At 52.0% G+C, this 25,906-nt stretch carries 20 protein-coding genes; 5 read left to right on the top strand and 15 right to left on the bottom strand.

Annotation, left to right across the window (positions count from 1 at the left end; all coding sequences use genetic code 11):
* Positions 1-70: 70 nt before the first annotated feature.
* The gene (locus RBH92_RS06365) at positions 71-898 is read left to right on the top strand and encodes an FxDxF family PEP-CTERM protein (RefSeq protein ID WP_307933766.1); all 828 of its coding nucleotides are present in this window, start codon (positions 71-73) and stop codon (positions 896-898) included.
* 332 nt (positions 899-1,230) lie between these two features.
* On the top strand, positions 1,231-3,417 hold the full coding sequence (locus RBH92_RS06360) for a cytochrome-c peroxidase (RefSeq protein WP_307933765.1): 2,187 nt from the start codon (positions 1,231-1,233) through the stop codon (positions 3,415-3,417).
* Positions 3,418-3,521: 104 nt separating this feature from the next.
* Here RBH92_RS06360 and RBH92_RS06355 read toward each other — a convergent pair whose 3' ends face one another.
* The 6 genes from RBH92_RS06355 to queD form a co-directional block, all read right to left on the bottom strand.
* Entirely contained in the window at positions 3,522-4,856 is a 1,335-nt protein-coding gene (locus tag RBH92_RS06355) for a DUF3422 family protein (RefSeq protein WP_307933764.1), read from the bottom strand.
* Between the two features lie 165 nt (positions 4,857-5,021).
* Positions 5,022-6,143: an alanine dehydrogenase gene (gene ald, locus RBH92_RS06350; protein ID WP_307933763.1), complete on the bottom strand. Its 1,122-nt coding sequence runs from the start codon at positions 6,141-6,143 to the stop codon at positions 5,022-5,024.
* A gap of 20 nt (positions 6,144-6,163) precedes the next feature.
* Positions 6,164-6,904: an SDR family oxidoreductase gene (locus tag RBH92_RS06345; protein WP_307933762.1), complete on the bottom strand. Its 741-nt coding sequence runs from the start codon at positions 6,902-6,904 to the stop codon at positions 6,164-6,166.
* Positions 6,905-6,933: 29 nt separating this feature from the next.
* Positions 6,934-7,587, bottom strand: a complete 654-nt coding sequence (locus RBH92_RS06340; protein ID WP_307933761.1) for an ankyrin repeat domain-containing protein — start codon at positions 7,585-7,587, stop codon at positions 6,934-6,936.
* On the bottom strand, positions 7,571-8,353 hold the full coding sequence (locus RBH92_RS06335) for a TatD family hydrolase (protein WP_307933760.1): 783 nt from the start codon (positions 8,351-8,353) through the stop codon (positions 7,571-7,573). Before RBH92_RS06335 ends, RBH92_RS06340 begins: the two co-directional genes overlap by 17 nt.
* Positions 8,354-8,382: 29 nt before the next feature.
* Positions 8,383-8,832, bottom strand: coding sequence for a 6-carboxytetrahydropterin synthase QueD (queD, locus tag RBH92_RS06330; protein WP_292923383.1), 450 nt, complete (start codon positions 8,830-8,832; stop codon positions 8,383-8,385).
* A 42-nt stretch (positions 8,833-8,874) separates the two neighbouring features.
* Here queD and RBH92_RS06325 point away from each other — a divergent pair, with 42 nt between their 5' ends.
* Positions 8,875-9,735: a radical SAM protein gene (locus RBH92_RS06325; RefSeq protein WP_307933759.1), complete on the top strand. Its 861-nt coding sequence runs from the start codon at positions 8,875-8,877 to the stop codon at positions 9,733-9,735.
* 455 nt (positions 9,736-10,190) lie between these two features.
* Positions 10,191-11,912, top strand: a complete 1,722-nt coding sequence (locus RBH92_RS06320; RefSeq protein WP_307933758.1) for an alginate export family protein — start codon at positions 10,191-10,193, stop codon at positions 11,910-11,912.
* A 103-nt stretch (positions 11,913-12,015) separates the two neighbouring features.
* Here RBH92_RS06320 and RBH92_RS06315 read toward each other — a convergent pair whose 3' ends face one another.
* The 5 genes from RBH92_RS06315 to RBH92_RS06295 all read right to left on the bottom strand — a co-directional run bounded on the left by RBH92_RS06315 (position 12,016) and on the right by RBH92_RS06295 (position 18,880).
* Positions 12,016-12,825, bottom strand: coding sequence for a PEP-CTERM sorting domain-containing protein (locus tag RBH92_RS06315; RefSeq protein ID WP_307933757.1), 810 nt, complete (start codon positions 12,823-12,825; stop codon positions 12,016-12,018).
* A 184-nt stretch (positions 12,826-13,009) separates the two neighbouring features.
* Positions 13,010-14,494 (bottom strand): amidohydrolase family protein, encoded by a 1,485-nt coding sequence (locus tag RBH92_RS06310; RefSeq protein WP_307933756.1) that lies wholly within the window; start codon positions 14,492-14,494, stop codon positions 13,010-13,012.
* Between the two features lie 306 nt (positions 14,495-14,800).
* Positions 14,801-16,087 carry an amidohydrolase family protein gene (locus RBH92_RS06305; protein ID WP_307933755.1) on the bottom strand — a complete coding sequence of 429 codons (1,287 nt, stop codon included), beginning with the start codon at positions 16,085-16,087 and terminating at the stop codon, positions 14,801-14,803.
* A gap of 68 nt (positions 16,088-16,155) precedes the next feature.
* Positions 16,156-17,289, bottom strand: a complete 1,134-nt coding sequence (locus RBH92_RS06300) for a glucuronyl hydrolase (protein ID WP_307933754.1) — start codon at positions 17,287-17,289, stop codon at positions 16,156-16,158.
* 10 nt (positions 17,290-17,299) lie between these two features.
* A complete protein-coding gene (locus RBH92_RS06295; RefSeq protein WP_307933753.1) occupies positions 17,300-18,880 on the bottom strand; it encodes an alginate export family protein in 1,581 nt (526 codons plus the stop codon).
* Positions 18,881-19,044: 164 nt separating this feature from the next.
* Between RBH92_RS06295 and RBH92_RS06290 the strand changes: the two genes are divergently transcribed.
* Positions 19,045-19,830, top strand: coding sequence for an alpha/beta fold hydrolase (locus RBH92_RS06290; RefSeq protein ID WP_307933752.1), 786 nt, complete (start codon positions 19,045-19,047; stop codon positions 19,828-19,830).
* Positions 19,831-19,854: 24 nt separating this feature from the next.
* Here RBH92_RS06290 and RBH92_RS06285 read toward each other — a convergent pair whose 3' ends face one another.
* The 4 genes from RBH92_RS06285 to RBH92_RS06270 form a co-directional block, all read right to left on the bottom strand.
* A complete protein-coding gene (locus RBH92_RS06285; RefSeq protein WP_307933751.1) occupies positions 19,855-21,024 on the bottom strand; it encodes an MFS transporter in 1,170 nt (389 codons plus the stop codon).
* 90 nt (positions 21,025-21,114) lie between these two features.
* Positions 21,115-22,317, bottom strand: coding sequence for an acyl-CoA dehydrogenase family protein (locus RBH92_RS06280; protein ID WP_307933750.1), 1,203 nt, complete (start codon positions 22,315-22,317; stop codon positions 21,115-21,117).
* A complete protein-coding gene (locus tag RBH92_RS06275; RefSeq protein WP_307933749.1) occupies positions 22,317-24,002 on the bottom strand; it encodes a class I adenylate-forming enzyme family protein in 1,686 nt (561 codons plus the stop codon). Before RBH92_RS06275 ends, RBH92_RS06280 begins: the two co-directional genes overlap by 1 nt.
* Entirely contained in the window at positions 23,999-25,888 is a 1,890-nt protein-coding gene (locus tag RBH92_RS06270; RefSeq protein ID WP_307933748.1) for a CoA transferase, read from the bottom strand. The genes RBH92_RS06275 and RBH92_RS06270 overlap by 4 nt, the downstream gene beginning before the upstream one ends.
* Positions 25,889-25,906: the final 18 nt, after the last annotated feature.

Genomic DNA, 25,906 nt, shown 5'->3' with positions numbered 1-25,906 from the left:
CGTTTCCCAAAGCAGCAAACAATTAACGGCGCCTTGAAATCAAACAAATGCATTTTTTGGAGAATTAATTATGCAAAAAACTCATTATAACAAAACCCGCCCGCTGGTCTCGTTGGCTATCATCTCCGCTATAGCGTTCGCCAGCAGCGGTGCATACGCAGCCGCAGTCAGCCCAAAACCGTGGGTCAGCGGTGATAATGTTCTGGATTTAGGATTTAATTCCATTACAGCCAATGAAAGCGCGTTGAAAAGCGCGTATTCCGACAATCCTAACTTGAATTATTCCGCATGGGCGCATGTCGGCGATTGGTTCGTTTTTCAGAACACCGGTCTGCAGGATGTCACTGTGACTGTCAACGGCAGCTCGGGATTCGTACCGGGCGTCACCGTTTGGGCAACCGGTTCGAACGTGTTTGACGGCGGTACCGAAGGTTTCGGTTCTGAAATCAGCTTAGCCGGTTTCGGCACCCCGCACTCATTCAACGCAACCGGAAAAATGGGTGATGCCGGCACGCTGTGGATGGCCAACGGTCAAGGCGGCAATGTTTTGGAAACATTAGGTTATGCGGTTGCCGGTGCTTCACACACGGTTGACACCGGGTGGGGTGAAACTATCCTGAACGGCGCCAACGATGTCAGCCTGACCAACACCTTTGAAAACGGTGTCGGCGGCAGCGTGGGCGCAAATACGGCATCGCTGACATTCAACGACTTGGCGCCCGGCTGGTATCTGGCCTATGTTGGCGGCACGGATCACGCATCTGCAGGTGGCGCGTATGAACTGGCCGTCAGCGCGGTACCGGAAGCCGAGACCTACGCGATGCTGTTGGCCGGTTTGGGTCTGGTCGGATGGCGTGTGCGTAAGCATCACCGAGCTTCGATTCAGGCCGCGGCCTAATCAGCGGAACATTTAGCCACGGGAGAAACGGGGGTAGCCGCATCGCCCCCGTTTTTACCTAAGGAAATGCTGATTAATTCAACGAATGAGATGAAGCACAAGGCGCGCGGAACGCAACAACCGGGATCTATCAATAAGATAGGCGAGGATGCGAGTACCGCGCATTGATGCGATTCGCTCGTGCAGTCAATTAATCAGCGTTTCCCTAACAAAGCACACTCGGCTCTGTTTCAGCAAGAATCCAAATCGTTTGTTCGCACAGTTGCAGCAAGCGATTTCTATTTTAGAGATAGCAGGAATGCCGGGGTATTGAACTCCGAGGAACTCAAATCATGCTAAAAACTATTAAAAAATATGGCATCCAATTATTCATGGCAGGCTGCCTGATGCTGCTGACTTGCTCAGCCTTGCACGCCGATTTCGGGCCGATGCCGATGTCGCTGAAAGGCGTGCCGGTTCCTGAAGTACCCGGCTTATTGGACGGCAACAACCCGATTATCATCGATAAAGCGAGCGCCATTGCGCTGGGTAAAGCTTTATTCTGGGATATCAATGTAGGAAGCGACGGCATTGCTTGCGCCAGTTGTCACTATCATGCCGGCGCCGACCGCCGCACCAAGAATGCGATTTCACCCACCGGCAGAAACAGCAAGCTGCCTAAAGAATTTTCACAGGCCCGTGATGGCAGTTTACTGGGGCCTCATACCGAACTGAAAAAAAGCGATTTTCCTTTTTTCCAAACCGATGATCCGATGAGTCCATTAGGCGCTCCGGTTTACATCAACGATGATGTGGTCTCGTCATCGGGCACCTTTGGCGGCGTCTATCGCGACGCTGAAACTTTTAACGAAATGAACGATATCTGTGATCGCGACGTTGATCCGGTTTTTCATATCGGCTCTGTCGGCGCTCGCAAAGTTGAACCGCGCAACACGCCCACGGTCATCAATGCCGTTTTCAATTTCCGCAATTTCTGGGATGGCCGCGCCAATAATATTTTCAATGGCAGCAGTCCATGGGGGGATCGTGACCCGGATGCCGGTGTTTGGATAAAAAACCCCAATGGCAGCTTCACTAAAAAACGGCTCCGGCTGCTTAATTCATCGCTTGCATCCGTTTCGGTCGCACCTCCGCTCGATGATTTTGAAATGAGCTGTCACGGGCGGACCTTCCCCGAACTGGGACGCAAGCTGTTTTACCGCAAACCGCTGGAGCATCAGCAAGTCCACTGGAATGACAGCGTATTGGGCGGTTTGGCTCAAAGCAGGCCGAACAATATGCAAAAGGGCTTAAAAACCCGGTATTACCTGATGATCAAAAAGGCATTCCATCCAAAATACTGGAACGACACGCCGAATGAACAATTCGGTTTCCCGCCCGCATCGTCAGCCAGCCATACAATTCCTTATAGCCAGACCGAGGCAAACTTTGCGATGTTCTTCGGATTATCGCTGCAGATGTACATGGCCACGTTGATTTCCGACGACTCTCCATTCGATCGCAGTGAAATCGACGAGCATGGCGAGCCGATTGGATTGAGCGAATCGGCGCAACGCGGCATGGATTTCTTTCGCGATGCACATTGCGCGCTTTGCCATATCGGTCCTAACTTCACGGCTTCCGCAGTCGTAACCAACAGCATTTTGCAAAAAACCAATCCACATGCTTTTGGTAACGCATTGTTCCGCATCAGCACCATGAACGTGGTAACCCATTTGCCTTTGACGGCCGGCATGATGTTTCAGGACACCGGATTTGCCGGCACCGGCGTAACACCGGTGGAAAACGATCCAGGGTTGGGTGCAACCGATCCTTTCGGCAATCCGCTGTCGTTTGCCGATCAGTACATCCAGATACTGGCCGGCAACTTTTCGGCAGTGGTCGATCCTTTCGTCGTCAACGTACGCCCGTGCGATTTGGATACCGCCGTTGCGCTGGATCGCGACAAACCGCATCCGCTGCTTTTTACGCGGTCCGACGGCATCCAAAAACAATTTCAAGACACCGAGGGTTGTTTCAATACGAGCGGCACTTTCATCCCGACAGTGGCCACTGCTCAAGCGGAATTGGCGAAACCCGATCGCAGACGCCTTTTGAGCGCTGCCAAAGGCTCCTACAAAATTCCGTCCCTCAGAAATATCGAATTGACTGGACCCTACATGCACAACGGTGGCATGGCGACTTTGGAAGAGGTATTGGAATTCTACATCCGAGGCGGTAATTTCATAACGCCGCCGAAAGAGTTCGGCAAGGTGTTTTCACAGCCTGAATTGCAATTATCCGCGGAGCGCCGCACGGACTTGCTCAACTTTCTGAAAAGCCTGACGGACGAACGCGTGCTTTACTCACGAGCTCCATTCGACCATCCGGAGTTAAGAATACCGCATGGCCATGGCGACAGTACCATCAGTAATCCAATCGGCAGTTCACTCGCAGCAGATCAGTGGATGATCATTCCCGCCGTCGGCGCCGAGGGTAATGCAAGACCCATCATGCCGTTTGAACGTTACCTGCGTTAAATTCGCTGGTTATTCGCAATAACCGCGCGGAAAAAGGCCTTTCAATGGAAATTGAAAGGCCTTTGTTTTTTTCGTAATGAGAAGCCGGCTTTTTTGAAAAAAAATCAGTGCAATTTGAAAAACTTCTCGTGAATACGCCGCGTCGTCCGCCACACCACCCATAGCACCGCCGGAATCATCAATCCGGTCGCCAGTTCCGGATGTATCGGCAGGCCCGCCGCTGCACCGGCTTTCGTGATGTATAGCAGCAAGCTGATCACGTAATAGGAAATCGCCGCGATCGATAAACCTTCCACGGTGCTTTGCAGCCGCAATTGCAGCTCTTGTCCGCGTGTCAATTTTTCCAGCAATTGCTGATTCTGCGTTTCCGCCAAGATATCGACCCGCGTGCGCAGCAGTGAGCTGGTCCGTGAAATGCGCGCGGACAAATAGCTCAGCCGTTGTGCGGTTGCTTCTACAGTACTGATTGCCGGCGATAACCGCCGCTGCATGAATTCTCCGATCGTTTGTGTGCCGTGGGTAGCCGTCTCCCGCAACTCCGCGATCCGCTGCATGACCAGTTTGTTGTACGCTTGTGTTGCGGCAAAGCGGTAAGCATGTTCAACCGTCGCCCGCTCGATACGTACCGCCAGCGAAATCAGCGTATCCAATAATGCCTGATCCGAAGCGCCTTTATTTTCCAGTTGCGCGGTAATTTCGGCGAGTTGCTGCTCGGCGCCGGTCAATTCCGGAATGAGGCGCTTGGCCACCGGCAAGCCGCGCAGCGCCATCAGCCGGTAAGTTTCAATTTCGAGCAAACGCTGCGAAACACGCCCTGCCCGCGTCTCGGATGCATCGGCTGACATGACCACCAGCATGCGTTCAAATCCGCTGGGACGCAGCATGAAATCCGTCACCGCCAGAGAATGCCTCTCCCGGCCGATTATCGAAGCGACGATCGGATTCCCGCCAAACCACTGCCGCGCTTGTTTGAGCAATTCATCGGCAGCGTTCAAATCACCCGGTACCATCGCCAGTTTTACCGCCGCAATTGTCCGGCCCGGTATGTCTGCGAGCCAATCGCGCGGCAGCGCCAGAAATGCCAGCAAATCAGGATCGGTCGCGCCTAGCTGCGCTTCATCGGGTAAATGCTGCACCAGCGAATAACGGGTGAACTCGGTATGACGTTCCCAGCGCAGCGTATAACCTTGCAGCCGCAACCGTAAAAAATTGTTCTGTAACTGTTCGAGCAACAAACTTTGCTGCCCGGGAAGACGGCGCAAATGCTCGCATTCTTGCTCGCGGGTAATACCGTCATTGATGGCGACCACATAAATCACCAACGCGGGTAAACGGATGCGCTGGCTGGGCCGAGCATGTACTTCATTGTGCAACAATACCCGCTGCGGATCGTTATCCGGCAGCAAATCGATAAAATCGGAATCAATCGGAGAATGCATGTAAACAATTCAAGCAATGAAATATGAAAATTGAATGTACCAAGGATCGGTTATGCGGTCAAAGAACCCGCTAATCAATGATACTTGTCAGCCACCCATTCCGGTCCCAGGATCGCGGTTATGAAATGGTAAGCTGTTTAACCGAAGCTGCCGCGCCGATCAAACTCATACCGGCGCGAGCGCCTCAAGAGCGGGTGTACAGCTGAGTCCCAAGGCTTGCGCGACCGCTTCATAGGTGATCCGGCCGCGGTAGACATTCAAGCCGTTGCGCAGATGCGGATCATCCAGCAAGGCATTGCGGCACCCTTTGTTAGCCAGCGCGAGTACAAACGGCAGCGTCGCATTATTGAGCGCGAATGTCGAAGTGCGCGCCACCGCGCCCGGCATATTGGATACGCAATAATGCACCACGCCGTCCTGGATGAAAATCGGATCGGCCAATGTAGTCGGCCGTGAGGTTGCAAAGCATCCGCCTTGATCGATCGCGACATCGACCAGCACCGCGCCGCGATTCATGCGGCTGACCAGTTCCCGGCTCACCAGCTTGGGCGCCGCGCCGCCCGGAACCAGCACCGCGCCGATCACCAAATCGGCGGTGGAAACATGCTCTTCCAAAGCATCCACCGTGGAAAAAACCGTGTTGATTTTCGAACCGTATTGGGAATCCAATTGCTGCAAGCGATGAATCGATTTATCCAGTACCGTGACATGCGCTTCCACGCCCATCGCAATCCGCGCGGCATTGGTGCCGACAACACCGCCGCCGATGACTACGACGCGCGCCGCTGGCACGCCGGATACGCCGCCGAGCAACATTCCCCGTCCGCCTTGATCCAATTCCAGCGCATGCGCGCCCGCTTGAATCGCCATCCGTCCCGCCACCTCGCTCATCGGCGCCAGCAACGGTAAACCGCCAAAGTGATCGGTAACCGTTTCATACGCAATCGCGATACAACCGGATTCCATCAATCCTTTGGTTTGCAGTGGATCCGGCGCCAGATGCAAGTAAGTGAAGAGCATTTGCTCTTCCCGCAGCCAGGGAATTTCGGAAGGTTGCGGCTCCTTGACCTTGACGATCAACTCGGCCTTGGCGTAGATCTCCTGCGGCGTATCGACCATCATCGCCCCGGCCATCTGGTATTTGTCATCGCTTAAATCGATTTGAGCGCCGGCCAGTTTTTGCACCATGACCCGATGACCGTTGGCGGCCAATTCGCGGACCGCCGCCGGCGTCAATCCAACCCGGGATTCATGTATTTTAATTTCCTTGGGTACACCGATAAGCATTCTCTCTCCCCTACTTTCCGTTAGATTATACCGCCATTGACGCCGATACTCTGCCCCGTCACCCAGCGTGCTTCGTCGCTCACTAAAAATAATACGGTTTGCGCAATATCGCCGCTGTCTCCAATCCGCCCTAATGCGGCCATCGCCGCCATGCGTTCAATATCGGCGGCGGTTTTTCCCGCCCGGAACAATTCGGTATCGACCGGACCCGGCAACACCGAATTGGCGGTAATACCGCGCTTGCCCATCTCGCGCGCAAAAACGCGGGTCAACTGTTCAATCGCAGCCTTGGTCGCCGCATATACGCCGTACTTCGGCAGCATCAGCCGTGTCACCGTGCTGGAAATGGTAACGACCCGCCCATGATCCGCGAGTTTCCCGGTTGCCTCCCGCAGTGCATAAAAAACGCTCTTGAGATTGATATCGATGATGCGATCCAGCTCATCGTTTTGAATTTCGGAGATTTCCTTGAACAGCAAAATACCGGCATTGTTAACCAGGATATCGATCCGCTGGAATTGTTGCAGGGTTTTATCAAAAAGATTTTTTACCGCAGCAGGGTCGCTGACATCGGCCTGGATGGCGATTCCTTGGCTACCGGCTGCTGTAATGGCCTCGCAGGTTTTCTCCGCCGCCGGCTGGTTGCGCGCATAATTGATCACCACCGTAGCGCCCGCTTTCGCCAAAGTTAGCGCAATCTCGGCGCCGATCCCCCGCGAAGAACCGGTCACAATCGCGACTTTCCCGAGTAACGGTTGCATGATCAATCCGTTACAAAAAACCCGAATGATTATTTGGATTTTGCATGACTTTTAAGAAAATCGGCAATCTCGCCATATTCGCGCTTTTCCGCCCAGCTTAGCGCGTTATCGCCTTGTTCATTGGCTATTCTCGGATCGGCCCCATGGTTGAGCAGAAAAGAAACCGCTTTCAAATGATTGCCTCTGACCGCCATCATCAAAGCCGTCGAACCATTATCCGAAGTGGAGTTGATATCCGCGCCGCCGCCCAGCAATACCCGCAAGGTATCCAGATGACCTCCGGAAGCGGCGTAAATCAACGGATTCCAGCCGCCATGATTAATTTCCGCGCCTCTGATATACAGTAGCTTAACCATTTCCGTGAATCCTTGATAGCTGGCCAGCATAATCGCCGTTTCGCCGAACCGGTTGCGCAAATCCAGTTTCGCGCCAACTTCAATCAATAACTCAGCCATTTTGAGATTCTTCTCCTGCGCCGCGATCATTAATGGCGTATAACCTTCCTTGTTCGGCAGATCCGGATTCGCGCCTTTTTCCAATAACCGGGAAACCTCGGATAAATTCCCCCGTTCCACTGCCCATATGAAATCTTCCTGAATCCCGGCGGATACCTGACTGGATAAACAAATCAGCAGCGCCGCGGCAAAACGCAAAATATTTTGTGATTTAATTGGATAGGCCATATCGGGAGGACTTGAATAAGTTAAAAAAATTACCGGTCGTCGCATTCGCGATCTCGTCGATGCTGACTGCCCGTATCCGCGCAATCTCTTCCGCCACATGCCGGACATAAGCCGGCTGATTTTGCTTGCCGCGGAAAGGCACCGGCGCCAGATAGGGTGAATCGGTTTCAATCAGCATTCTATCCAATGGAATATTCTTGGCAACTTCTTTCAACGCCACGGCATTCTTGAATGTCACGATGCCGGAAAACGAGATATAAAAATTCATTGCGATGGCTTGCTGCGCAACTTCCCAGCTTTCAGTAAAGCAGTGCATGACGCCGCCCACGCGATCCGCGCCTTCTTCCTGCATGATCCGCAACGTATCGGCTGCCGCCGATCTCGTGTGAATGATCAAGGGTTTATTGATTTTAAGCGCCGCGCGGATATGCTGGCGGAACCGTTCGCGCTGCCATTCCAAATCGCCTTGCAAGCGGAAATAATCCAATCCGGTCTCGCCGATGGCAATCACTTTCGGATGAGCCGCCAAATCAGCGAGTTCGTCGGCTTGCGGCTCGATTTGGTCCTCATAATCCGGATGCACTCCCACCGAAGCGAACAAATTGGCATGCGCTTCCGCCAGCGCGCGCACACGCGGAAAATCTGGCAAATTGACGCTAACGCATAGCGCATGGGTAACTTGATTGTGTTGCATGTTTTGCAGTAACGCATCCAGGTCTTTGGCAAGATCCGGAAAATCGAGATGACAATGTGAATCAATGAACATAATTTCCAGTAATGGTAATGTGATTAAAATCAGCGCCTGCCACGCACCGCGTCGGCCCAGCAATTCGGCGTTTCATACAAACGGACTTGTTCGAGTTGCAGATGATTGCCATACTTGTCGCGGTACGCGCCTTCTAAAATGCCGAAAGCGATCAACGCCAGATTCTCCGCCGTTGGCTGAACATCCAGTACCACCGTTTTATGATCTTCGATGGATCGCAAGAACTGTAACACCTTGGTATCGCCCGAATAAACCAGAAAAGCATGATCCCAATGATCCACTAAAACCGACTTTGCAATTTGTTTGACTTCGGAAAAATCCATGACCATACCTTGCTGCGCTACACCTTCGTCAGCGATAATATCACCGGACAGCGTGATTTCGAGGCGGTACCGATGCCCGTGCAAATGGCGGCATTGACTATTATGGGTGGAAATACGATGACCCGCATCAAATTCCAGCCTCCGTGTAATTAACATTCGTACATTTTCTTCGCAAAATAAACAGACGGAATTGTAGCATTGCAAACAACTTCTAAACTATTGAATACCGCCGATCATAGCCGCGACAGCGCCGGGTTGACCTATGTATACCCGGTCATTTCACGGCGCGCGGGCGGCGTTTCAATCGGCATTAATTTGAATCCGAATAACGCTTGCAATTGGCGTTGCGTCTATTGCCAGGTTCCCGATCTCAAACGAGGTTCCGCGCCGAAAATCGACTTGGATAAATTAGAAGCCGAGTTACGTTTCTTTTTGAATAAATTGATTCATGGCGATTTCATGGCGCGTCACGTGCCGCCGGAAACCCGGAAAATCAAAGATATCGCATTATCGGGAAATGGCGAGCCGACCAGCGCCAAAGAATTTGACCGGATCATCGAACTCATCGGCCATATCAAACAGGATTTTGTATTACCGGTTGATCTGAAAACGGTGCTGATCACCAATGGCAGCTTGATTCACCGTGTCAACGTGCAAGCCGGATTACAGCGGATGGCAGCACTGAATGGCGAGATTTGGTTCAAATTCGACCGCGCTTCAACCGGAGAGCGGCGCCGCATCAACAATACTACGATCAGTTTAAAAAGAATTCAGGACAATTTAATGATCGCCGCATCGCTATGCTCTACCTGGCTGCAAACCTGCGTTTTCCAGATCGACGGCATGCCGCCGGCGGATGAGGAAGTATCGAGCTATCTGGTGTTCATCCGGCAATTGCTCGACCGTCAAATACCCATCCAAGGCGTTTTGCTGTACGGACTTGCCAGACCATCGTTGCAACCCGAAGCATCCAGGCTCGCAGCGGTTGAACCGGTTTGGTTTAAAGATTTTGAAGCAAAAATCCGCGCACTGGGCGTGGCTGTCAAATCCAATCCATAACTTCAACCGGGCGGCTTTATTAGGGAAGCGCTGATTAATTCAACGAACGTGATGAAGGGCGAGGCGCACGGAACGCAACAACCGGGACATATCAATCTGATAGGCGAGGGAGTGAGTACCGCGCAACGAAGCAATTCGCTCGTGCAGTCAATTAATCAACGCTTCCCTAGCCGGTATCGTCCGGATTGACTTATTTGTAACCTATTTACAACAGTTGATATTTTCTTGATCTCGATCAAGGTTGATATTTTATGTAATTGATATATATGAAAAATCAATTTGTATTTCTGGGGAATTGAAAAAATAGATGGTAATTAGGGGTGATACCTAAATCCTTTCAAAAACGGTTATCACTTATAATTGCATCCGATATCACTCAGAAAAACAATACGATACCCAATAATATTGTTACATAACCGCACTACCGCTTTAATCTTCACAACAGGAGTTTTGTAATGAGTTCTTGCCGCCGCATTTTGTCTGCTTCAACAAACGCTGCCGCTGAAATGAAAATGCCTTGGATGAAAAACATACCGCGTTGGTTATTCAGCACCGGTTCGATGGTTGCTTTCGCCATGTGTTTAACCTTTCCGGTTCACGCAACCAATCCGGCGCCTGCGACCGCGAATCCCGGCACGCCTGCCACGTCAACACCTCCCGCTGCGACGCCGGATGCTGCCGCTGCAAAACCAGCTGACGGCGAATTCGATATGTCGAAAGTGCCGCCGGTCACTACGCCTTCGCGCCCCGGATTGTTTATGCTGCCGCCAACAAGCCCGGGATATTACTCCTTGTGGGATATGGTCACCGGTAACAAGCGCGAGAAACCGCCGGTCGCGCCTTATGCGCCATTCGCGCTATTAACGACCCCTTCTTATGACATCGATTTCCGTTATTTGGACACCCCGGGTCATGAAAAGGATTTTTTTGATCCAATCAAGCGGATCCGTTTTGCTGAAGACTGGTTATTGTCGTTCGGTGGCAGCTTCTGGTACCGTTATACTCACGAAACCGATAGCCGTCTGAATGCAGCGGATGTCAATAACGACTTTCATCTGCTGCGCACGAGATTCCATGCGGATTTATGGTACCGTGACAGAGTTCGTTTATTTGCCGAGCTGTTGGATGCGCGCGCATTCAGTTCCGAACTGCCGCCGCTTCCCACGGACCGGAATCATGCCGATATCTTGAACATGTTCACCGATATCAAGCTGGCGTCCGTCAATAACGGACCGGTCTATGCACGGGTTGGTCGGCAGGAATTAATGTATGGTTCACAACGATTGATCTCTACGCTGGATTGGGTAAACACTCGCCGCACTTTCCAGGGTGTCAAATTCTTCTGGCGCAATCCGCAATGGGATTTGGACGCATTCTGGGTACGCCCGATGATTACCGAAAAAGGGAATCTCGATAACTGGGATACGCAACAAAACTTCTTCGGCTTATGGGCTACCAACAAACCCAAGCCCGGACACGCAATCGATCTTTATTTCTTAAGCTTAATCAACGATCGTAACATTTCCGCAGCTAACTTACTGACTGGAAACATCTTAGGCGCTAATGCCGATACGCATACGATCGGCAGCCGGTTAGTCGGTAATTTCGATAATATACTTTACGAAATCGAAGGTATGTACCAATTCGGACGCCGCTCAGGATTGGACGTATCCGCGTTTGCCGCAGCTACCGGTATCGGTTATCGCTTCCCATTGCCGATGAATCCGCAAGGTTGGATCCGCTACGACTTCGCATCCGGCGACAGCCGCCATACCGATGGCCGCAGCAATACGTTCAACCAGTTGTTTCCATTCGGTCACTACTATATGGGTTTCCTGGATCGTGTCGGACGTCAGAATATTCATGACTTCAACGCGCAGTTCACCATGCACCCGATGCCGTGGATCACATTCATCACGCAATACCACCGCTTCTATTTGGCGAACAACCGGGATTTTCTCTATAACGCAGCCGGTCTGGCAACGCTCCGGGATGTCACCGGTCAATCCGGCAGCCATGTCGGTGACGAACTGGATTTCCGTTTGAATCTGCACGTCAGCCGGCATCAGGACGTCTTGCTGGGCTATTCAAAACTTTGGAGCGGCACTTTCCTGGAACGGCAACGGCCCGGAACCGATCCGGATTTGTTCTATATCCAGTACAACATCCGTTTCTAAATATTTTGACGTAAACGTGAAACAACAACGGCATCATTTGGATGCCGTTGTTGTTTTTAGGGTCGCGATCGAATATCGCGTTAAGCTCTTACTATGTTTTGATTTATCCTGCAACTGTTGGACTTCCCCCGCCGCTGCGATTGCTAAAGCGCCAGCCTACAAGACCCAATCCGGCCAGCAGCATCGCCCAGGTTTCTGGTTCGGGAACAGGCGCCAGCGTAATCGTATCTCCGGAAATGCTGATGTACATATCGGGCGAACTGAAAGTAACGCGATAATCGGCATGATCCAGAATCGGACTGGTAAAGCCAGCAGGAGCCGAGAAACTATCGCCGGCGTTGATACCTGCTTCAGCTTCGACAGGATCCAGCCGAAAATCGGCGACCAGAAACAAGTAATCACCCGGCATATTAACAACGACGTCGTACCAAGGATCACGGCGGAAATGAACCGAACCGTCGACGGATGTTTCGGTCAGCAGGTGGGTGGTGCGAGTCAGGGGATTGGTTCCAGGTGTGTAGCCGTTGAAATAATTGCTGGCACCGGTTGTGCCGCCGCAATTGTTCTCAACATCGTCGCAACGGAAAATGGCATTGGCGGTTTTAACAGAACCGGTATCTTGATAAAAATACGTGTCGGCATCGAGCCAGGTTAATTCCCCGTCACCATTGATATCGTTAGTAAAATAATCTGGTGTGGACACATTGCTTTGCGAGGCCTCATAAGCAGCGACATCGACGGTAAACGTGCCGGTACCCAGTATTTTAAATTTCCAAGCATCGAAAGTGGTGCCTCCCGTGAGTTTATTCAGTGTGCCATTGATGGCCAGTGAACTGGCCGCTTGAGCCGGTACGGTAACAAGGCCGAGCGCCAGCGCGATCACGCTGGCTGTCTTAATTTGTTTTAATATCATGTTGACTCCGATAATGAAAAGTACAGCGGATTTACATATTGCTTGCAAAAAATCTCCTGAACCGATCTTGTGGTTGTAGCGAACAAACCGTCAAATATCGGGCAAAAACGCGTGAATGATGCTCTGAAAGAATTATCAGGATTCTTTGAGAAACGCCGAATATTTGACTCAGCGTTTCACTGTTCTAATTACACTCCGATACCGGCAGCCAATTAACCAATAAGCCTTGATCATGTAATTGACCATCATCTTCTTTCAGGTAATACAGATGGTGATCCGCCGAAGAGACGCCTAAATAAGCTTTCGTTTCTGGATAATAGCGATAGCTGTAGACACCGGAAACTTGAGTAGCCGCGCCCGTGGGCGCCAAAGCCCCGGAATATTTACCTTCCGCCCAATTAAAGAAACAGTTGATCTTTTCCTCGGAAGAATGGTTGATGTAATTATTGACGACCGCGCGTCCGCCGGATAAAACCAAATCCGGGTATTCCAGGATCTTGAATTTTTCAAACGGATTACCGCGGACGGCGATAATGTCGGCTGGCGCATCCGGGGCTATCGTGCCTAGTGGCGCTAGTCCCAGATGTTCTCCGGCTTTTGAAGTAGCTGCCTTAAAAACATTTACCACATCGGTGAAATCAATCGATTCACCGCTGGTTAAGTGCAGCATCATGTGGAACTCTTCACCATTAATTCCCCATGGTACATTATCGTGGCCAATTTCTGATCCATAGATAAACTTGGCGCCTTTACTGGTCAGACTCATGGTGTTGGAATGAATGCCTTTCCCGGTGGCGGTATCAACGCACGACGCCAATGTATCGATGGTAGTAACAAATGTAACCCCTTGGTCCACCGCACGTTGCAGCAAATCTTCTTTGATTTCCGCGCAAGGAATATGTGCAAATTCATCCACTCCGGCATTCAACGCACGCTCAAAACCGGTGTTCTCACCGGCGTGTACCAGCACACGTTTTCCCAGCGCATGCGCTTTAGCAACGATGGCATTGGCGATATCCTGGGATAACATTGGCCAAGGGGTTTCCGGAGGCGCATGACCGTCATGCGGCTGCATCCATGGCGCGCCGGTTTCTCCGCCGGGTTCCAACGCCAACTTGATGGCTGTTGCCCCTCCGGCGACAAGATCGGTTACGACTTGCTCAGCTTCGGCAACCGAGGCAACTTGAATAGCAATCTTATCCAATCCTCCCTCGCCGCCGCCAAAAACATTCAGCGGATAACCGCCGACTGCTTGGATGATCGGCCCCACACTTAGCAAACGCAAAGTGCCTTGCCCGCCTTCAGCCGCCATCAGCGGACCGCCCGTGTCTTGCACCGTTGTAATACCATGTTTCAGTACTGAATTTTTGTTTACATTTTGGAACGTTATATGCGCATGCGATTCGATAAATCCCGGCAAGATCGTCGAATCCCCCAGATCCAGTTGATTTGCGCACAAACTGCTCAATTCCGCCAAGGCGCCGATTTGCTTAATCTTATTACCTTCGATTAGCACTGCTTTGTTTTCATGAGGAAAATCGATGCCGTCAAATAACCGCGCGGCTGCCAATATCTGACAATCCGGAAGACCGGGCACAATTGCAGCCCCGGAATGATCCTCGCTACCGTGCCCAAGGACATTGAAACTGATTCCTGATGAAAGAACCATCGGAATCAATACCCTTATGGCAGTTTTAGAAAAATTGTTTTTGATCATTTTAGAAATGTGTTTCCTTTGAATATTGATGAAGTTCTTATTGACCCAGTGCAAGCATGTTCTGTCTCAAGGGAGGGGAATCAATAAAAATTTATTCAGAATATGCTCTTATCTGAAGCGAACATGCATTATAAAGTCAGTAATTTTCATTGAAAATGCGACAAATTGTCACACCTTAATAAATAGAGCAAAATCGAATGCAAGAACTTCTCATCTATCCGATGAACTGCCAGATTCCGTTTAGTTAGAAAGTCAGTTTTACTTTGAAGGCGAAAGGTTGAATAACCGGGCAGCGTCAAACTGATTGACAATAATGTAACCGCCGGAAATCACCAGATCGGGATATTCGAGGCGTTTCAAATTGAGTAAAGGATTTCCTTTGAAGGCGATGAGATCGGCGGGCGCGCTTGGCTGCAAAGTGCCCAGCAACGGTAATCCCAAATGCCGCCCGGCCTTCGAGGTTGCTGCGCGTATCACATCCAGCTGATCCAGCTTGCCCGTTTGCATCATGGCCATGAGTTCCTGCGCGTTGATACCCCAGGGAACATCAGGATGCGCAATCTCGGAACCGTATAGCAATTCGCCGCCCAGCGCACTCCAAAGCGCTGCATTGCGCATCACACCCGGACATTTTGATAAGGTATCGATGGTGCTCACAATTTTCACTTGCTGCATGACCGCTTGCTTTAATAATACCTCCGGAACCGGTTCGCAAGGCATGTGCGCCCATTCGTCGACGCCGGTATTCAATGCGATTTGCACGCCCACGGATTCGGCAACATGCGCGGATACCTTGCGATCGTGCCGATGCGCTTCATCGACAATCGCCTTTACAACCGCTGCGGATAATACCGGCCAGGCCGCATGTTTCTGTTGCACACCGTGCGCCGCGTGATGATGAGCCCCGGCATTAACGGTATCATGCGATGGATGATGCGAATGTCCATGATGGTGGGAAGTCCACGGCGCACCCGTTTCTCCACCGGGTTCAAGCGCAATTTTAATAACTACAGCCCCCTTCTCTGCTAATTGTTTCACTGCTGCTCGCGCTTCCTGTTCGTCCGCTACCGCGATGGCTAGGTTCTCAGCTCCCATGGTTACAATCGGATATCCGCCAGGTGCGGTAATAATCGGACCGGAAGTCAGTACCCGCAAACTGCCGGCGCCACCGTAAGGCGCATGAACCGGACCACCCAAATCACGGATCGTGGTGATGCCATGACGTAAAACGATCTCGGCCGGAACATTCTGGTAAGTCAGATGCGCGTGCAATTCTATAAAGCCCGGAAAAATCGTCGCATCTCCCAGATCCATAACCAGCGCATCATCACCGGCGATCGCTTGCGCGCGCGGTTGAATCGTCACTATCACACCATCTTTCAAAGTCACCGACATATCGGTTCGGATACGCTCGCCGTCGAAAACACGCGCGGCATGCAGCAGCAGCTTTGAAGCCGGCTTGTTTTGCGCCAAGATAGCCGTGGAAAAAAGCGCTAAAACCACTAACAGTGAATAGCACACGATTGGATTTAAAATTTTGTACATGAAGAACGGCTGCATGGATTTCACCTGATTCGAAGTTGGCGGGCGTTTTTTTGAATTTAAAATACCGGTTAACAATGCCTCGGTTCGACAAAACCGGTCAACGCGCATAAAGCGGCCATCAGAAAAAAACTGCCCCAGACGGATTCAACCAATTCTTCAACACCCGGGCTGGTTTTATAGCTGCATCCCCAGAAAATAGCGGAATCTCCGTTCCTCCGGTCCGGTATGGAGTCCCTATCCGTTTGTAGAATGGTGAAAAACTGACTGCGTATTACCGCGCTGATTTGGCGGTACGAATATATCCGCAACGATTCGCCATCCGGGAGAAGATTTGCCAATGAGAGCATTGCCAATGCCGCTATCACCGATGCCGAAGGATCATAGCCGGATATCGATTCACCCAGCCGGTTGGGCGTCAGCGGATCCGGTCTGGAAGTGATCCAATACCCGCATGCATTTCTTGCCAGCGTCGTATAAGGTTCTCCCCACAACGCCGCGGCCCGGCTCAAACCCAGCATCGCCCATGCTTGACCGCGCGACCATTGCCCGGCTTGCCCGAGCGGATGGAAACCCCGGCCATCGAACTGTGCGGTCGCATGAACCGCGCCGTTATCGCGGTAGCACGCCGCCAGCATTGTTTCGGTATGCCGCTGCGCCATGAAACGATGCAGATTCTGATCACTACTGCTCAGAAGTTGGATCATCGACGCGAAGCTATCAATCGTAACCGCTTGATTACCGCGGCTGCCGCCGCCCATCGCGGTACCGAGCGGAAAACAGTTGAGCTTGGGATTAAAGCTATGCGTAATCGCATTCACCGATAGCTGCGTCAGTTGTTGCGCATGCGCATCCTGAAACCACAATGCGCCCAACGCTGCGCCATACCAGAAAATCAAGCTGCGATAACCGGAATCGATGGCGGTTTTTGCAGCCAACTGGCGGGAAATCGCCGAGGCCTTGCGCTGATCTTCAATCGAATCGGTAACCTTCGCCCGCAACCACCAGCAGGCGCTCCAAAATCCACCAGCCCATGAACCGCCTTGCGATACCGTCCAACGATTGCTTTCTCCGGGAGAAAATAATGGAAATTCGTTACCACACTGCTGATCGATAGCATCCATGCGGCAAAATAGCAATTCGATAGCTTGTAGCATTTCCCGGGGACTAACCGGCTGATCGCCAGTTGTATTCACTGCAACCATAAAACTTCTCCTAAAAAATCATATTGAAATCAACTAGAAAATTATTCGCATCGCTTTTCCCGGGATAGATGGTTTTCAGCACATCGCCTCCGAAGGCATGTCCGAAATACAAGCGCGCGGTAAATTGCTTGCTATAGGTGTAGGTCAATGCAATATCCACCAACTGACCGATATCGCTGGCGCCGCCTGCCGCGTTGCCGGAATAGCCGAATGCGCCGCTGTTCAATGCAGCTCCCAGACCGCCGTACAGCAGATCCTTGGAATTGCCCAGTGACAGTTGATGCACATTGATATTCGCCTGCAATTTCGGCGTAAGCGAAGTAATGATCTCGACAAATGCATCCTGGATATTCATCAGGTTATAAAATGGGAACTTGGCATAGAGCCGGCCGCTCGGCACCCCGGAGAAATAGGTTTGATGCTGGCCATCATGCGGATCGCTATCACCCGAACTGCGGTAATAAACAGCGCGCAACCAGGGCTTCAGCGGCAATTGCGTCCATTGATAGCCGGCCTCGGCGGCAACAGCCCAGGCGCGATGCGATTGCGAAGTCCATTCACCGAATTGATAAGCAGCCCACAGCAAGGCATCAAAACTACCGGCCCCCAAAGGTTGTAGCGACAGCACGTTGGCTCCGATGGTATGAATATCCAGTTTCTGCTGCTGGAGAAACGGTCTCGCAGCGGCGGAACGATTGTCGATCACTTGCGTATCGCGCTGATCGTCGTAATTCATATAAAACAAGCGGCCCTCGGTACCGGACAACCACACGTCTTTTTTGGCGGTCAGCGCTGCAAAAACAATATTAATATCATTTATTTGCTGCCCCCCTTGCACCGTAAGATTACCTTGCGTCGGCCGCACGCCGCTGACGGTTAAATTGACCGATGGCTGATCGTAAACCACCGAGAAACCGTCGAATGTCCGTCCGATATAAATTGCGTTGAAACCGCCCAATAACCGTTTGGCGATGCGGCGGCGCTTCAGTGCATCGAATTTTTCCATGCCGCTGGCGGTTTCCATGCCATCCGTAAGCTCGAAGCGCCCGGCTTTGACGGAAGCGCCCGGAACGCCCGCTGCATGAAGTTTGAAATTCAAATAACCCTGTTTCAAAAACACATTACTCGCATCGGTTGCCTGATTGGTTTGGAAGTAGGCCGCCCCTAACCCTAGCGATCCGCCGCCCGGCACGACGGCATCATTCGGCAAACCGTATAAGCCGATATATTGCCCTTGCGCAAAACCATCCACATAGGATGATGTGAACATGGCGCCAAGCCTGCCGCGCAGCACCCATAAGTCATAAGAATTATCGACGGCGGCTTCCGGACGGAAGAAATTCCATGCTTCATAACTGCTCATCCACTCGCCATTGATGCGCCAGTATTGATTGATATACCCCAGCGGCTTAGGATCATTGCTTGCCTTAGGGAAACGCTGATTAATTGACTGCACGAGCGAATCACTTCGTTGCGCGGTACTCGCGTCCTCGCCTATCTTGTTGATATATCTAGGTTGCTGCGTTCCGTGCGCCTCGCGCTTCATCTCGTTCGCCGAATTAATCAGCGTTTCCTTAGCAACAGCAGTCATAAAAAATACCGGTACTGTCAAGCAAAGCAATACAATCCTGATGGTGCTTGCAACAGTAGAAAATCTAAATTTTTTTCTGGGAATCACTTGATTAATTGCCATAAATTAATTTAAATGTTTATTTTTCAATTGATCTTTTATATCCGGAAACTTCGAAAACCCTAATGAAACTGATCACTTCCAAAGACGGTACCGCGATTGCCTGCTGGCAAAGCGGTTCGGGCGATCCGCTGCTGCTGATACACGGAACTACCGGCGATCACACCACGTGGACTCCGCCGCTTTCCCAACTGCAACGGCACTTCACCGTTTTCACCATGGACCGGCGCGGCCGCGGGCATAGCGGCGATAACCACAGCTATGCGTTAGCGCGCGAATGCGAAGATATCGCCGCGGTCGTCGACGCCATTGGCGATCGGGTCGATGTGCTGGGCCATTCATTCGGCGGACTGTGCGCGCTTGAAGCTGCGTTACTGACACCCAACATCGGCAAACTGATTCTCTATGAGCCTTCAATCACGCTGGCCGGCAGCAACTGGTCCGCGGCGCTGGAAAATCGCTTGCAAGCGCTGTGGCATCAAAGCGCATGGGAAGATTCGCTGCTATTATTTTTCCGCGATTTGCTCAAAACACCGCAACACGAGATGACCGCCTTGCAAGCCGGATCCGGCTGGACTTCACGGGTAGCCGCCGCTCATACCATCTTGCGCGAATTGCAGAGCATCGATCGGTATGTTTTTACACCACAGAGATTTCAAGGATTGAGTCATCCCGTTCTGCTGATGATCGGCGGCGATAGTCATGAACGGCGCTTCCAAACAGCCGGGCTGTTGCAACAATGCTTGAGCCATAGTCAACGCGTCATCTTGCCAGGACAACAACACAGCGCCATGCGCAGCGCGCCCGCCTTATTCGCGCAAACCCTCATTGAATTGCTGAATCAATCATAAAAATTCAACAGCAGTGGCAAAGCATTACTGCACAGCCGCCTGGCTTCGCTGCCGCCGCACACTGGCAAACGCTAAAGTCATCGTGCAAGCAATGCTCAGAACAGCCACCAATACCCCCCAGCTCAGTTGAGGATTGCCGGAATAACCGGCGATCGCCGCGTACAGTGTCGGACCCAGCGCAAAACCTGAAAAAAATGCGGCGGATACGTAACTTGAAGTCACCGTCACCGCGCCAAACCCGGAATCTCTGATCAACATACTCATGGCGATGGCATTAGTTGCAACCGCAGTAAATCCCATACCGGCTGCGCCGATCCACAAATACCAGTGGCTGCGTGCATCTGTTTGCAGCGTGACCAGCATGGCGCAAGCTGCAACCGCAATCAGCACAAAAAGCAGTGATGACTCGTCTTTGAGCTTCGCGCCGATTGGCGTCAGCAAGATTCTGGACAACATGCCCATGACGCCGAAAACAGCGATCAGCATATCCGCCCATAGCAACGCCATCCCTTGCTGCGTTGCAAATGCCGGTAAAAAGGTAACAAACGCGGACAGCGAAACCGCCACGGAAAACTGGATCGCCATCAGCCAGCGCAATAACACATTGGGACGGGAAATCGACCAGCTGTAATGGGTGATCGCGGATTGCCGGGGGATGATAAAACCCGTTACCAGCGCAAATAAAAGCGCGACCGGCACAATACCGGCAAACGCGGCACGCCAGCCGAACCGGAATGCAATGACTGGCAATAACAGCCCGGCAATAAGCGCCGCAAACTGCACGCCGGATTGCTTCAGTCCGATTACCCAAGCTTTCTTTTGCGGCGGGATTTGCTGCGCAACGAGTAAATTGGTAACCGGATTGGACAATGCTTGCGCGATACCGCAAAGCGCAGCGGCAAACATCAAGCCGTAAAAACCGGTGGCAACGGTAATTACCGAGAAAGCCATTGCAACTGCGGTAAAGAGTATCAGTAACGCTTGACGTGAACCGAGACGATCGACAATCCGGCCTGCGTACAGTGATAAAACCGCGGCTAAGCCGAAGGAACTCATGATCAAGTACCCGAGAGATGCGGTTTCAAATTTCAAGTCAGCGCTCAACAATAACCCCAAGGTACTGGTTGCGTACAAAATGAGCATCGGCAATGTCATCGCAAACACCAGCAGCAATTGCAATGCAATGTCCGCCATCGTAACGGTTGCTGTTCTATTCGAAGCAATCAGCATGTCCGTTTATACAAACGTTCGCGCACCAGTGAAATTCGAATCTGCGCAGTCATATCAATCAAAGGAATAAACCTTTTCACGTTCATAGAAATTGATTAACCGGCGTCCCACCGAGCTGATTAACGATTCGTCGTTGCCGTCGAGAATGCGGGACGAACGCGCTATCCGGCTAATTCCGAACAATGGCGTTAAATCGCTGAGACCTTCAGCGCCGTACAATTGGATCGCGGAATCCGAAGCAACGCACAAGGCGCGGGATGCCGCCAATTTCGCCACATTGATCGCGATATCATCGGGCGCTTGCGCATCCACGCTGCGTGCGGCGACACGAATCAACTCGCGCGCGCCAGCGATCGCATGATAGGCATTGAACATATGCTGCCGTACCAATTGCTTGTCAGCCAATCTGCTGAATTTGCCGCGAACCGAATGAATCCGGGCGCCCATCAAATCCAGACAACGCTGCGCCAGACCGATCCAGTTCATGGCGCGCAACACGCGCCCCAGACTCAATCGTTTATTCATCAGCTCGATGCCGTTTCCGCAAATTCCCAATAAATATTGTTCCGGGACTTGCACATCCGTCAATGAAACCTCGCCTTGTCCATACGAATGTCCCATCATCGTTAATTGGCGCTCCATTTTGAAACCGGCGGTATCGGCCGGCACGATAATCATGGATAGAGCGTGGTGGATCGGCATATCCTCGCTGCCGGTACGCGCCAGCACGGTCATGAAGGTCGCACGATCGGCATTGGAAATGAACCATTTTCTGCCATTGATCCGCCACCGGCCTTTCGACAAACTGGCAGCCGTCGAAATCAGACTTGGAATCGAACCGCTATGCCCTGGCTCGGTCATGCCATAGCATGGTATCGCTATTCCGCTGACCATCGGTTCGAGAAATTGCCGGGAAATCGTTTCATTCCCGAATCTCAGCAGCATATGCGCATCCAGAGCCGTATGGCTGCCGAAAATATCTTGAGAAAATTCCGTCCGCCCTTCTTGTTCCGCAACGACCAAATAATCTTCGAGTGAAGCGATTTTCCCGCCATGAGACAACGGATAGAACAAGTTACACAGGCCTGCTTGCCTGGCTGACTGCGACAATTCCATTTGCAACTGCAGCGAACGCTGATCCCGCATTGCCAGCTTTGATTCATTGGGAATAATTGCCTCGTCAACGAATGCTTTCACTTTCCCTGCCAGTGTTTTCGTCGAGCTGGCATGGTTTGTTTTCTGCCACTGTCCGGTCATCAATATGCTCCCTGCATTAATGAAGCCACCTTATCCGCCATGGCCGGACCCGGTGTAAACCGGGCATTTTCCAGTTCGGCGGTCAGGCGCTTCTTATCAATTTTTCCAGCCGGCCCGAGCGGTAATTGCCGCATGTACCGGAGATATTCCGGCAGCTTATTTTTTTCCAGCCCGTGATCCAGCAAGAAACGGGTAAATTGCGCCAGCGATGGCCGTTCAGCGCCGTCGCGCATGACCAGGCAAAGACATATCCGCTGACCAAGATCCTGATCGGCAACCGGTACACACACGGCGCTGACCACAGCCGGGTGCGACGCAGCGATATTTTCGATTTGCGCAGGGCTGATATTCACACCGCCGCGAATGATGATTTCCTTTTTCCTGCCGGTCAGTATCAGATACCCGTCTTCATCAATAAAACCGAGATCTCCGGTATATACCCAGCCATCTTCATCGCGATAGCGCGCATCCAGTTCCGGGTTATTGACATACTGCATTGGCGTTATCGGTCCTCTAGCGGTAATTTCGCCAATATGGCCTTGCGCCACTTCGCGTTTCTGATCATCGACAATCCTGATCGCACACACATCCGGATTGGGCCGTCCGGTTTTGCGCAGAATCGTATCCAGGCTATCATCCAGCATCGTGTGGCAATTCACCCCATCGGCCGAACCGTATAAACCGATAAAACCGCACCGGAATGCTTCGGTGCAGCGGCGGATCGACGCTTCATCGATCTTCGCGCCGCCGCTGATAATCGCAATCAAACTGGAAGTATCGGTATGCGCCAGTTCAGGTTCCGCCGCCATGCGTTGAAACATCGTGGGTACACCGAAAATATGCGTCGGATGCAAGCTGCCGATCGCGCGAATGGCGGCACCGGCATCGAACTGCGTCGACACCAGCACCGCGCCCCCAAGCCAGGATAAAACGCCAAATGTTGCGGTGGAACCAAAAGCTGTTCCCAGCGGCATCAAATACAAGCCACGGAAACTGCCGCCATCCGGGTGAATGCGTTGCAAAAAACGGCCACGTCCGCCGGCTAATGCATTATGTGAATAAGCAATCCATTTCGGCTCCGATTCGGTCCCAGACGAGATCAGAAATCGTACCGGCGAGCCGGGATCGACCTCTGACAGATGATTCGATGCAATCGGCTTTGTTTGATAAAGCGATTCCAAAGTATGCCAGCCATCGCGCGCTTTACCGCTCACGACAAGAATTCGTAGCGACAATAAGCTAGGACGCAATGACTCAATCATCTCGCACACGTCCATTTGCACAAATCCGGACTCAACGATAATCACCCGCGCATCGCAGCGGCTTAACAGCGAGTGCGTATCGAGCCGTCCGCGGCCGGGCGGGAAAGGCGCAACAATGGCCCCCAGCGCGGCAGCCGCCAAATCAATCGCGCAATGATGCCAACTGTTGGAAAGTTGATATGCGATCACATCCCCGGCAACAACACCTAACGAACGGAAACTGGCTGTCAGGCATGCAACCCGGTATTGCAGCTGCTCATAACTAATCGTTTGATCCGGGGAGACAACCGCAGCTTTATCGGGGTGAATCTGAACCTTTTCACAAAACAGTTGATACAAAGACTTATTGGGATAGGCGCCGTTCTCGATCCACTGATTCCGGACATCGACCGGCACCAGATCCAATATTCCGGAATGATTCATAGAAAACTCCATGGAGTGATGACTTGCGTGTAAGATCCGCGGCTCAGCGCAGATCGTATCTGCGGACAATCATGCAAACCGGCGAGATCTTCAATGACGACGGTTGCGGGAATGCCCGCTTGCCGCAACAACGCCGCCCATTCCTGCGCGCCATCGGTCAGCAGTATCTCCCGTAACCTTTCCTGCGCATCGATCTGTTGGCCATCGATCAACTTGTCAAATAGGCGGAATAACCGCTGCAACATGGCTTCGTCACAACATTCAATCGCCAGCATGCCTTGTTTGGTCGGATATACATTATTCAACCGGCTTGCGGCTGGAGCATTGATCTCGAAGAACCGGTGCTGCCGCTGAAAATCTTCGCTGCACAGCAACGTGGCCGTACTCAACAGCGACGATGTAACTTTGCCGCCGGTATGATTCCTGAAGCGGTTGAATAAACCGATGGTAATTCCTTGCGCTGCGATGACACCGCCCAATACATCCAATACAGTAAACAGCGTCCCTCCGCGTGTGCCGCACGCTTGAGAAATTTTATGCGCAACGCCGGAGTATGCCTGCACCATGAAATCGGTACCCGGCAATGTGTTGAGCCGGGAGGAAAAACCGCCGTTACTTGACCAGCCGGCTGCATGGGCATAAACCAACGCCGGATTGACGGCGGTCAAATCGGCAGCGTCCAGCCTCAACTGCGCAGCTTTATCAGGCGCCCAATTATGCAGAAAAACATCCGCATTCCTTGCCAATTCCAAGATTTCAGAGCGCCCTGCCGTGGATTTAATATCAATTTCACGAATGGTTTTATGCCGGTTCAGCGCATCAAATCTCACCGAACACCCATCCGCAAGCGGCGGCATGCCACGCAATGGATCGCCACCCGGCGGCTCTATGCGAATAACTTCGGCTCCCAGCAACGCCAATAAATGTCCGGCCAGCGGACCTTGAATGCGCCGGCAAGACTCCACCACGGTCAAGCCGCTCAACGGTAATTCGCGATGACCTCGGCTGTGTTGCGCAACCGCTGCGGCAACCGGCATTGCAAATGACCATGGACCATTCAACCATTCATATTTAAGCGGCTCATCGGAAATTCTGTCAGCCATCGTTTGAACGGGGCAAATCGAAAGCCCCGTTTGCGAACATAATTCAGCAATGTCCTGATAGGCCACCTGTGTAAGTGCATGCGTTAATTCATCGGGCAACGGTGCGATTGCCTTGGCGTAACGAAGCAAAAAGGCGGTCCAGCCTGCTCCAGCCAATGCTGCGCTGATTCCCATCCGCGTCCAGAACTTCAGCCAGGGCTCGGCATTTAGGGTTTCCAGCTCAAAAACTACGCCATCTGCGGAAACAAAGGGTGGCGCAGGAATCCGGTTTTTAGTTGCAGATGGTAAGTTTTCTCCCATTGCATCGACCGTCGCATCTGCAATATATTGAGAAGCGCTTAGCAACGCCGCCGATGCCATGGAAATACTGGTACGGGCATGTGGAAAGCCGCGCAATTGGCCCAGTGCTGTCGCAACAGCCCCCTGTAATGCCAAAGCTGCCGTGAGCGTCGATACATAATTGAGACCAAGCGGCTGAGCTTTGCCGGAAGCCCGGCCATGAACCGACATCAGACCGCATGTTGCCTGCAGAATGCTCTCGCTGGCCGGATTGTTCGATCGGCTGCCCGGATCCCATGCTGTTACTTCGCATGTAACCGGCGTCGTGACCGGCGTTTCCAACACAAATGAGAAGCCTGCTTCATCAACTCCGTTCGGTGCATGCTTGACTTTCATGCCTAATGCACAGGCTTGATAAAACAGCGAAAAAATCGATGCCGAGAAATTTGAGGCTGGACTCTCCCACGGCCCGGTAATCATGCAATTCTGGAGCGGATGATTCATGGCTGCGATGTGTGCGTA

Source organism: Nitrosomonas sp. sh817 (assembly GCF_030908545.1).
Classification (GTDB): Bacteria; Pseudomonadota; Gammaproteobacteria; order Burkholderiales; family Nitrosomonadaceae; genus Nitrosomonas.
The sequence above is the reverse complement of the archived record's forward strand: the minus strand, read 5'-3'. Positions and strand labels throughout refer to the sequence as shown.

Bases quoted from the DNA above. Each gene is read 5' to 3' on its own strand.
- RBH92_RS06290 (WP_307933752.1), top strand. From the start codon at position 19,045: ATGAAACTGATCACTTCCAAAGACGGTACCGCGATTGCCTGCTGGCAA.
- RBH92_RS06345 (WP_307933762.1), bottom strand. From the start codon at position 6,904: ATGCAACCGTTACTCGGGAAAGTCGCGATTGTGACCGGTTCTTCGCGG.
- queD (WP_292923383.1), bottom strand. From the start codon at position 8,832: ATGTTAATTACACGGAGGCTGGAATTTGATGCGGGTCATCGTATTTCC.
- RBH92_RS06285 (WP_307933751.1), bottom strand. From the start codon at position 21,024: ATGGCGGACATTGCATTGCAATTGCTGCTGGTGTTTGCGATGACATTG.
- RBH92_RS06280 (WP_307933750.1), bottom strand. From the start codon at position 22,317: ATGACCGGACAGTGGCAGAAAACAAACCATGCCAGCTCGACGAAAACA.
- RBH92_RS06360 (WP_307933765.1), top strand. From the start codon at position 1,231: ATGCTAAAAACTATTAAAAAATATGGCATCCAATTATTCATGGCAGGC.
- RBH92_RS06340 (WP_307933761.1), bottom strand. From the start codon at position 7,587: ATGGCCTATCCAATTAAATCACAAAATATTTTGCGTTTTGCCGCGGCG.
- RBH92_RS06275 (WP_307933749.1), bottom strand. From the start codon at position 24,002: ATGAATCATTCCGGAATATTGGATCTGGTGCCGGTCGATGTCCGGAAT.
- RBH92_RS06355 (WP_307933764.1), bottom strand. From the start codon at position 4,856: ATGCATTCTCCGATTGATTCCGATTTTATCGATTTGCTGCCGGATAAC.
- RBH92_RS06310 (WP_307933756.1), bottom strand. From the start codon at position 14,494: ATGGTTCTTTCATCAGGAATCAGTTTCAATGTCCTTGGGCACGGTAGC.
- RBH92_RS06335 (WP_307933760.1), bottom strand. From the start codon at position 8,353: ATGTTCATTGATTCACATTGTCATCTCGATTTTCCGGATCTTGCCAAA.
- RBH92_RS06305 (WP_307933755.1), bottom strand. From the start codon at position 16,087: ATGTACAAAATTTTAAATCCAATCGTGTGCTATTCACTGTTAGTGGTT.
- RBH92_RS06315 (WP_307933757.1), bottom strand. From the start codon at position 12,825: ATGATATTAAAACAAATTAAGACAGCCAGCGTGATCGCGCTGGCGCTC.
- RBH92_RS06365 (WP_307933766.1), top strand. From the start codon at position 71: ATGCAAAAAACTCATTATAACAAAACCCGCCCGCTGGTCTCGTTGGCT.
- RBH92_RS06270 (WP_307933748.1), bottom strand. From the start codon at position 25,888: ATGAATCATCCGCTCCAGAATTGCATGATTACCGGGCCGTGGGAGAGT.
- ald (WP_307933763.1), bottom strand. From the start codon at position 6,143: ATGCTTATCGGTGTACCCAAGGAAATTAAAATACATGAATCCCGGGTT.
- RBH92_RS06320 (WP_307933758.1), top strand. From the start codon at position 10,191: ATGAGTTCTTGCCGCCGCATTTTGTCTGCTTCAACAAACGCTGCCGCT.
- RBH92_RS06300 (WP_307933754.1), bottom strand. From the start codon at position 17,289: ATGGTTGCAGTGAATACAACTGGCGATCAGCCGGTTAGTCCCCGGGAA.
- RBH92_RS06295 (WP_307933753.1), bottom strand. From the start codon at position 18,880: ATGACTGCTGTTGCTAAGGAAACGCTGATTAATTCGGCGAACGAGATG.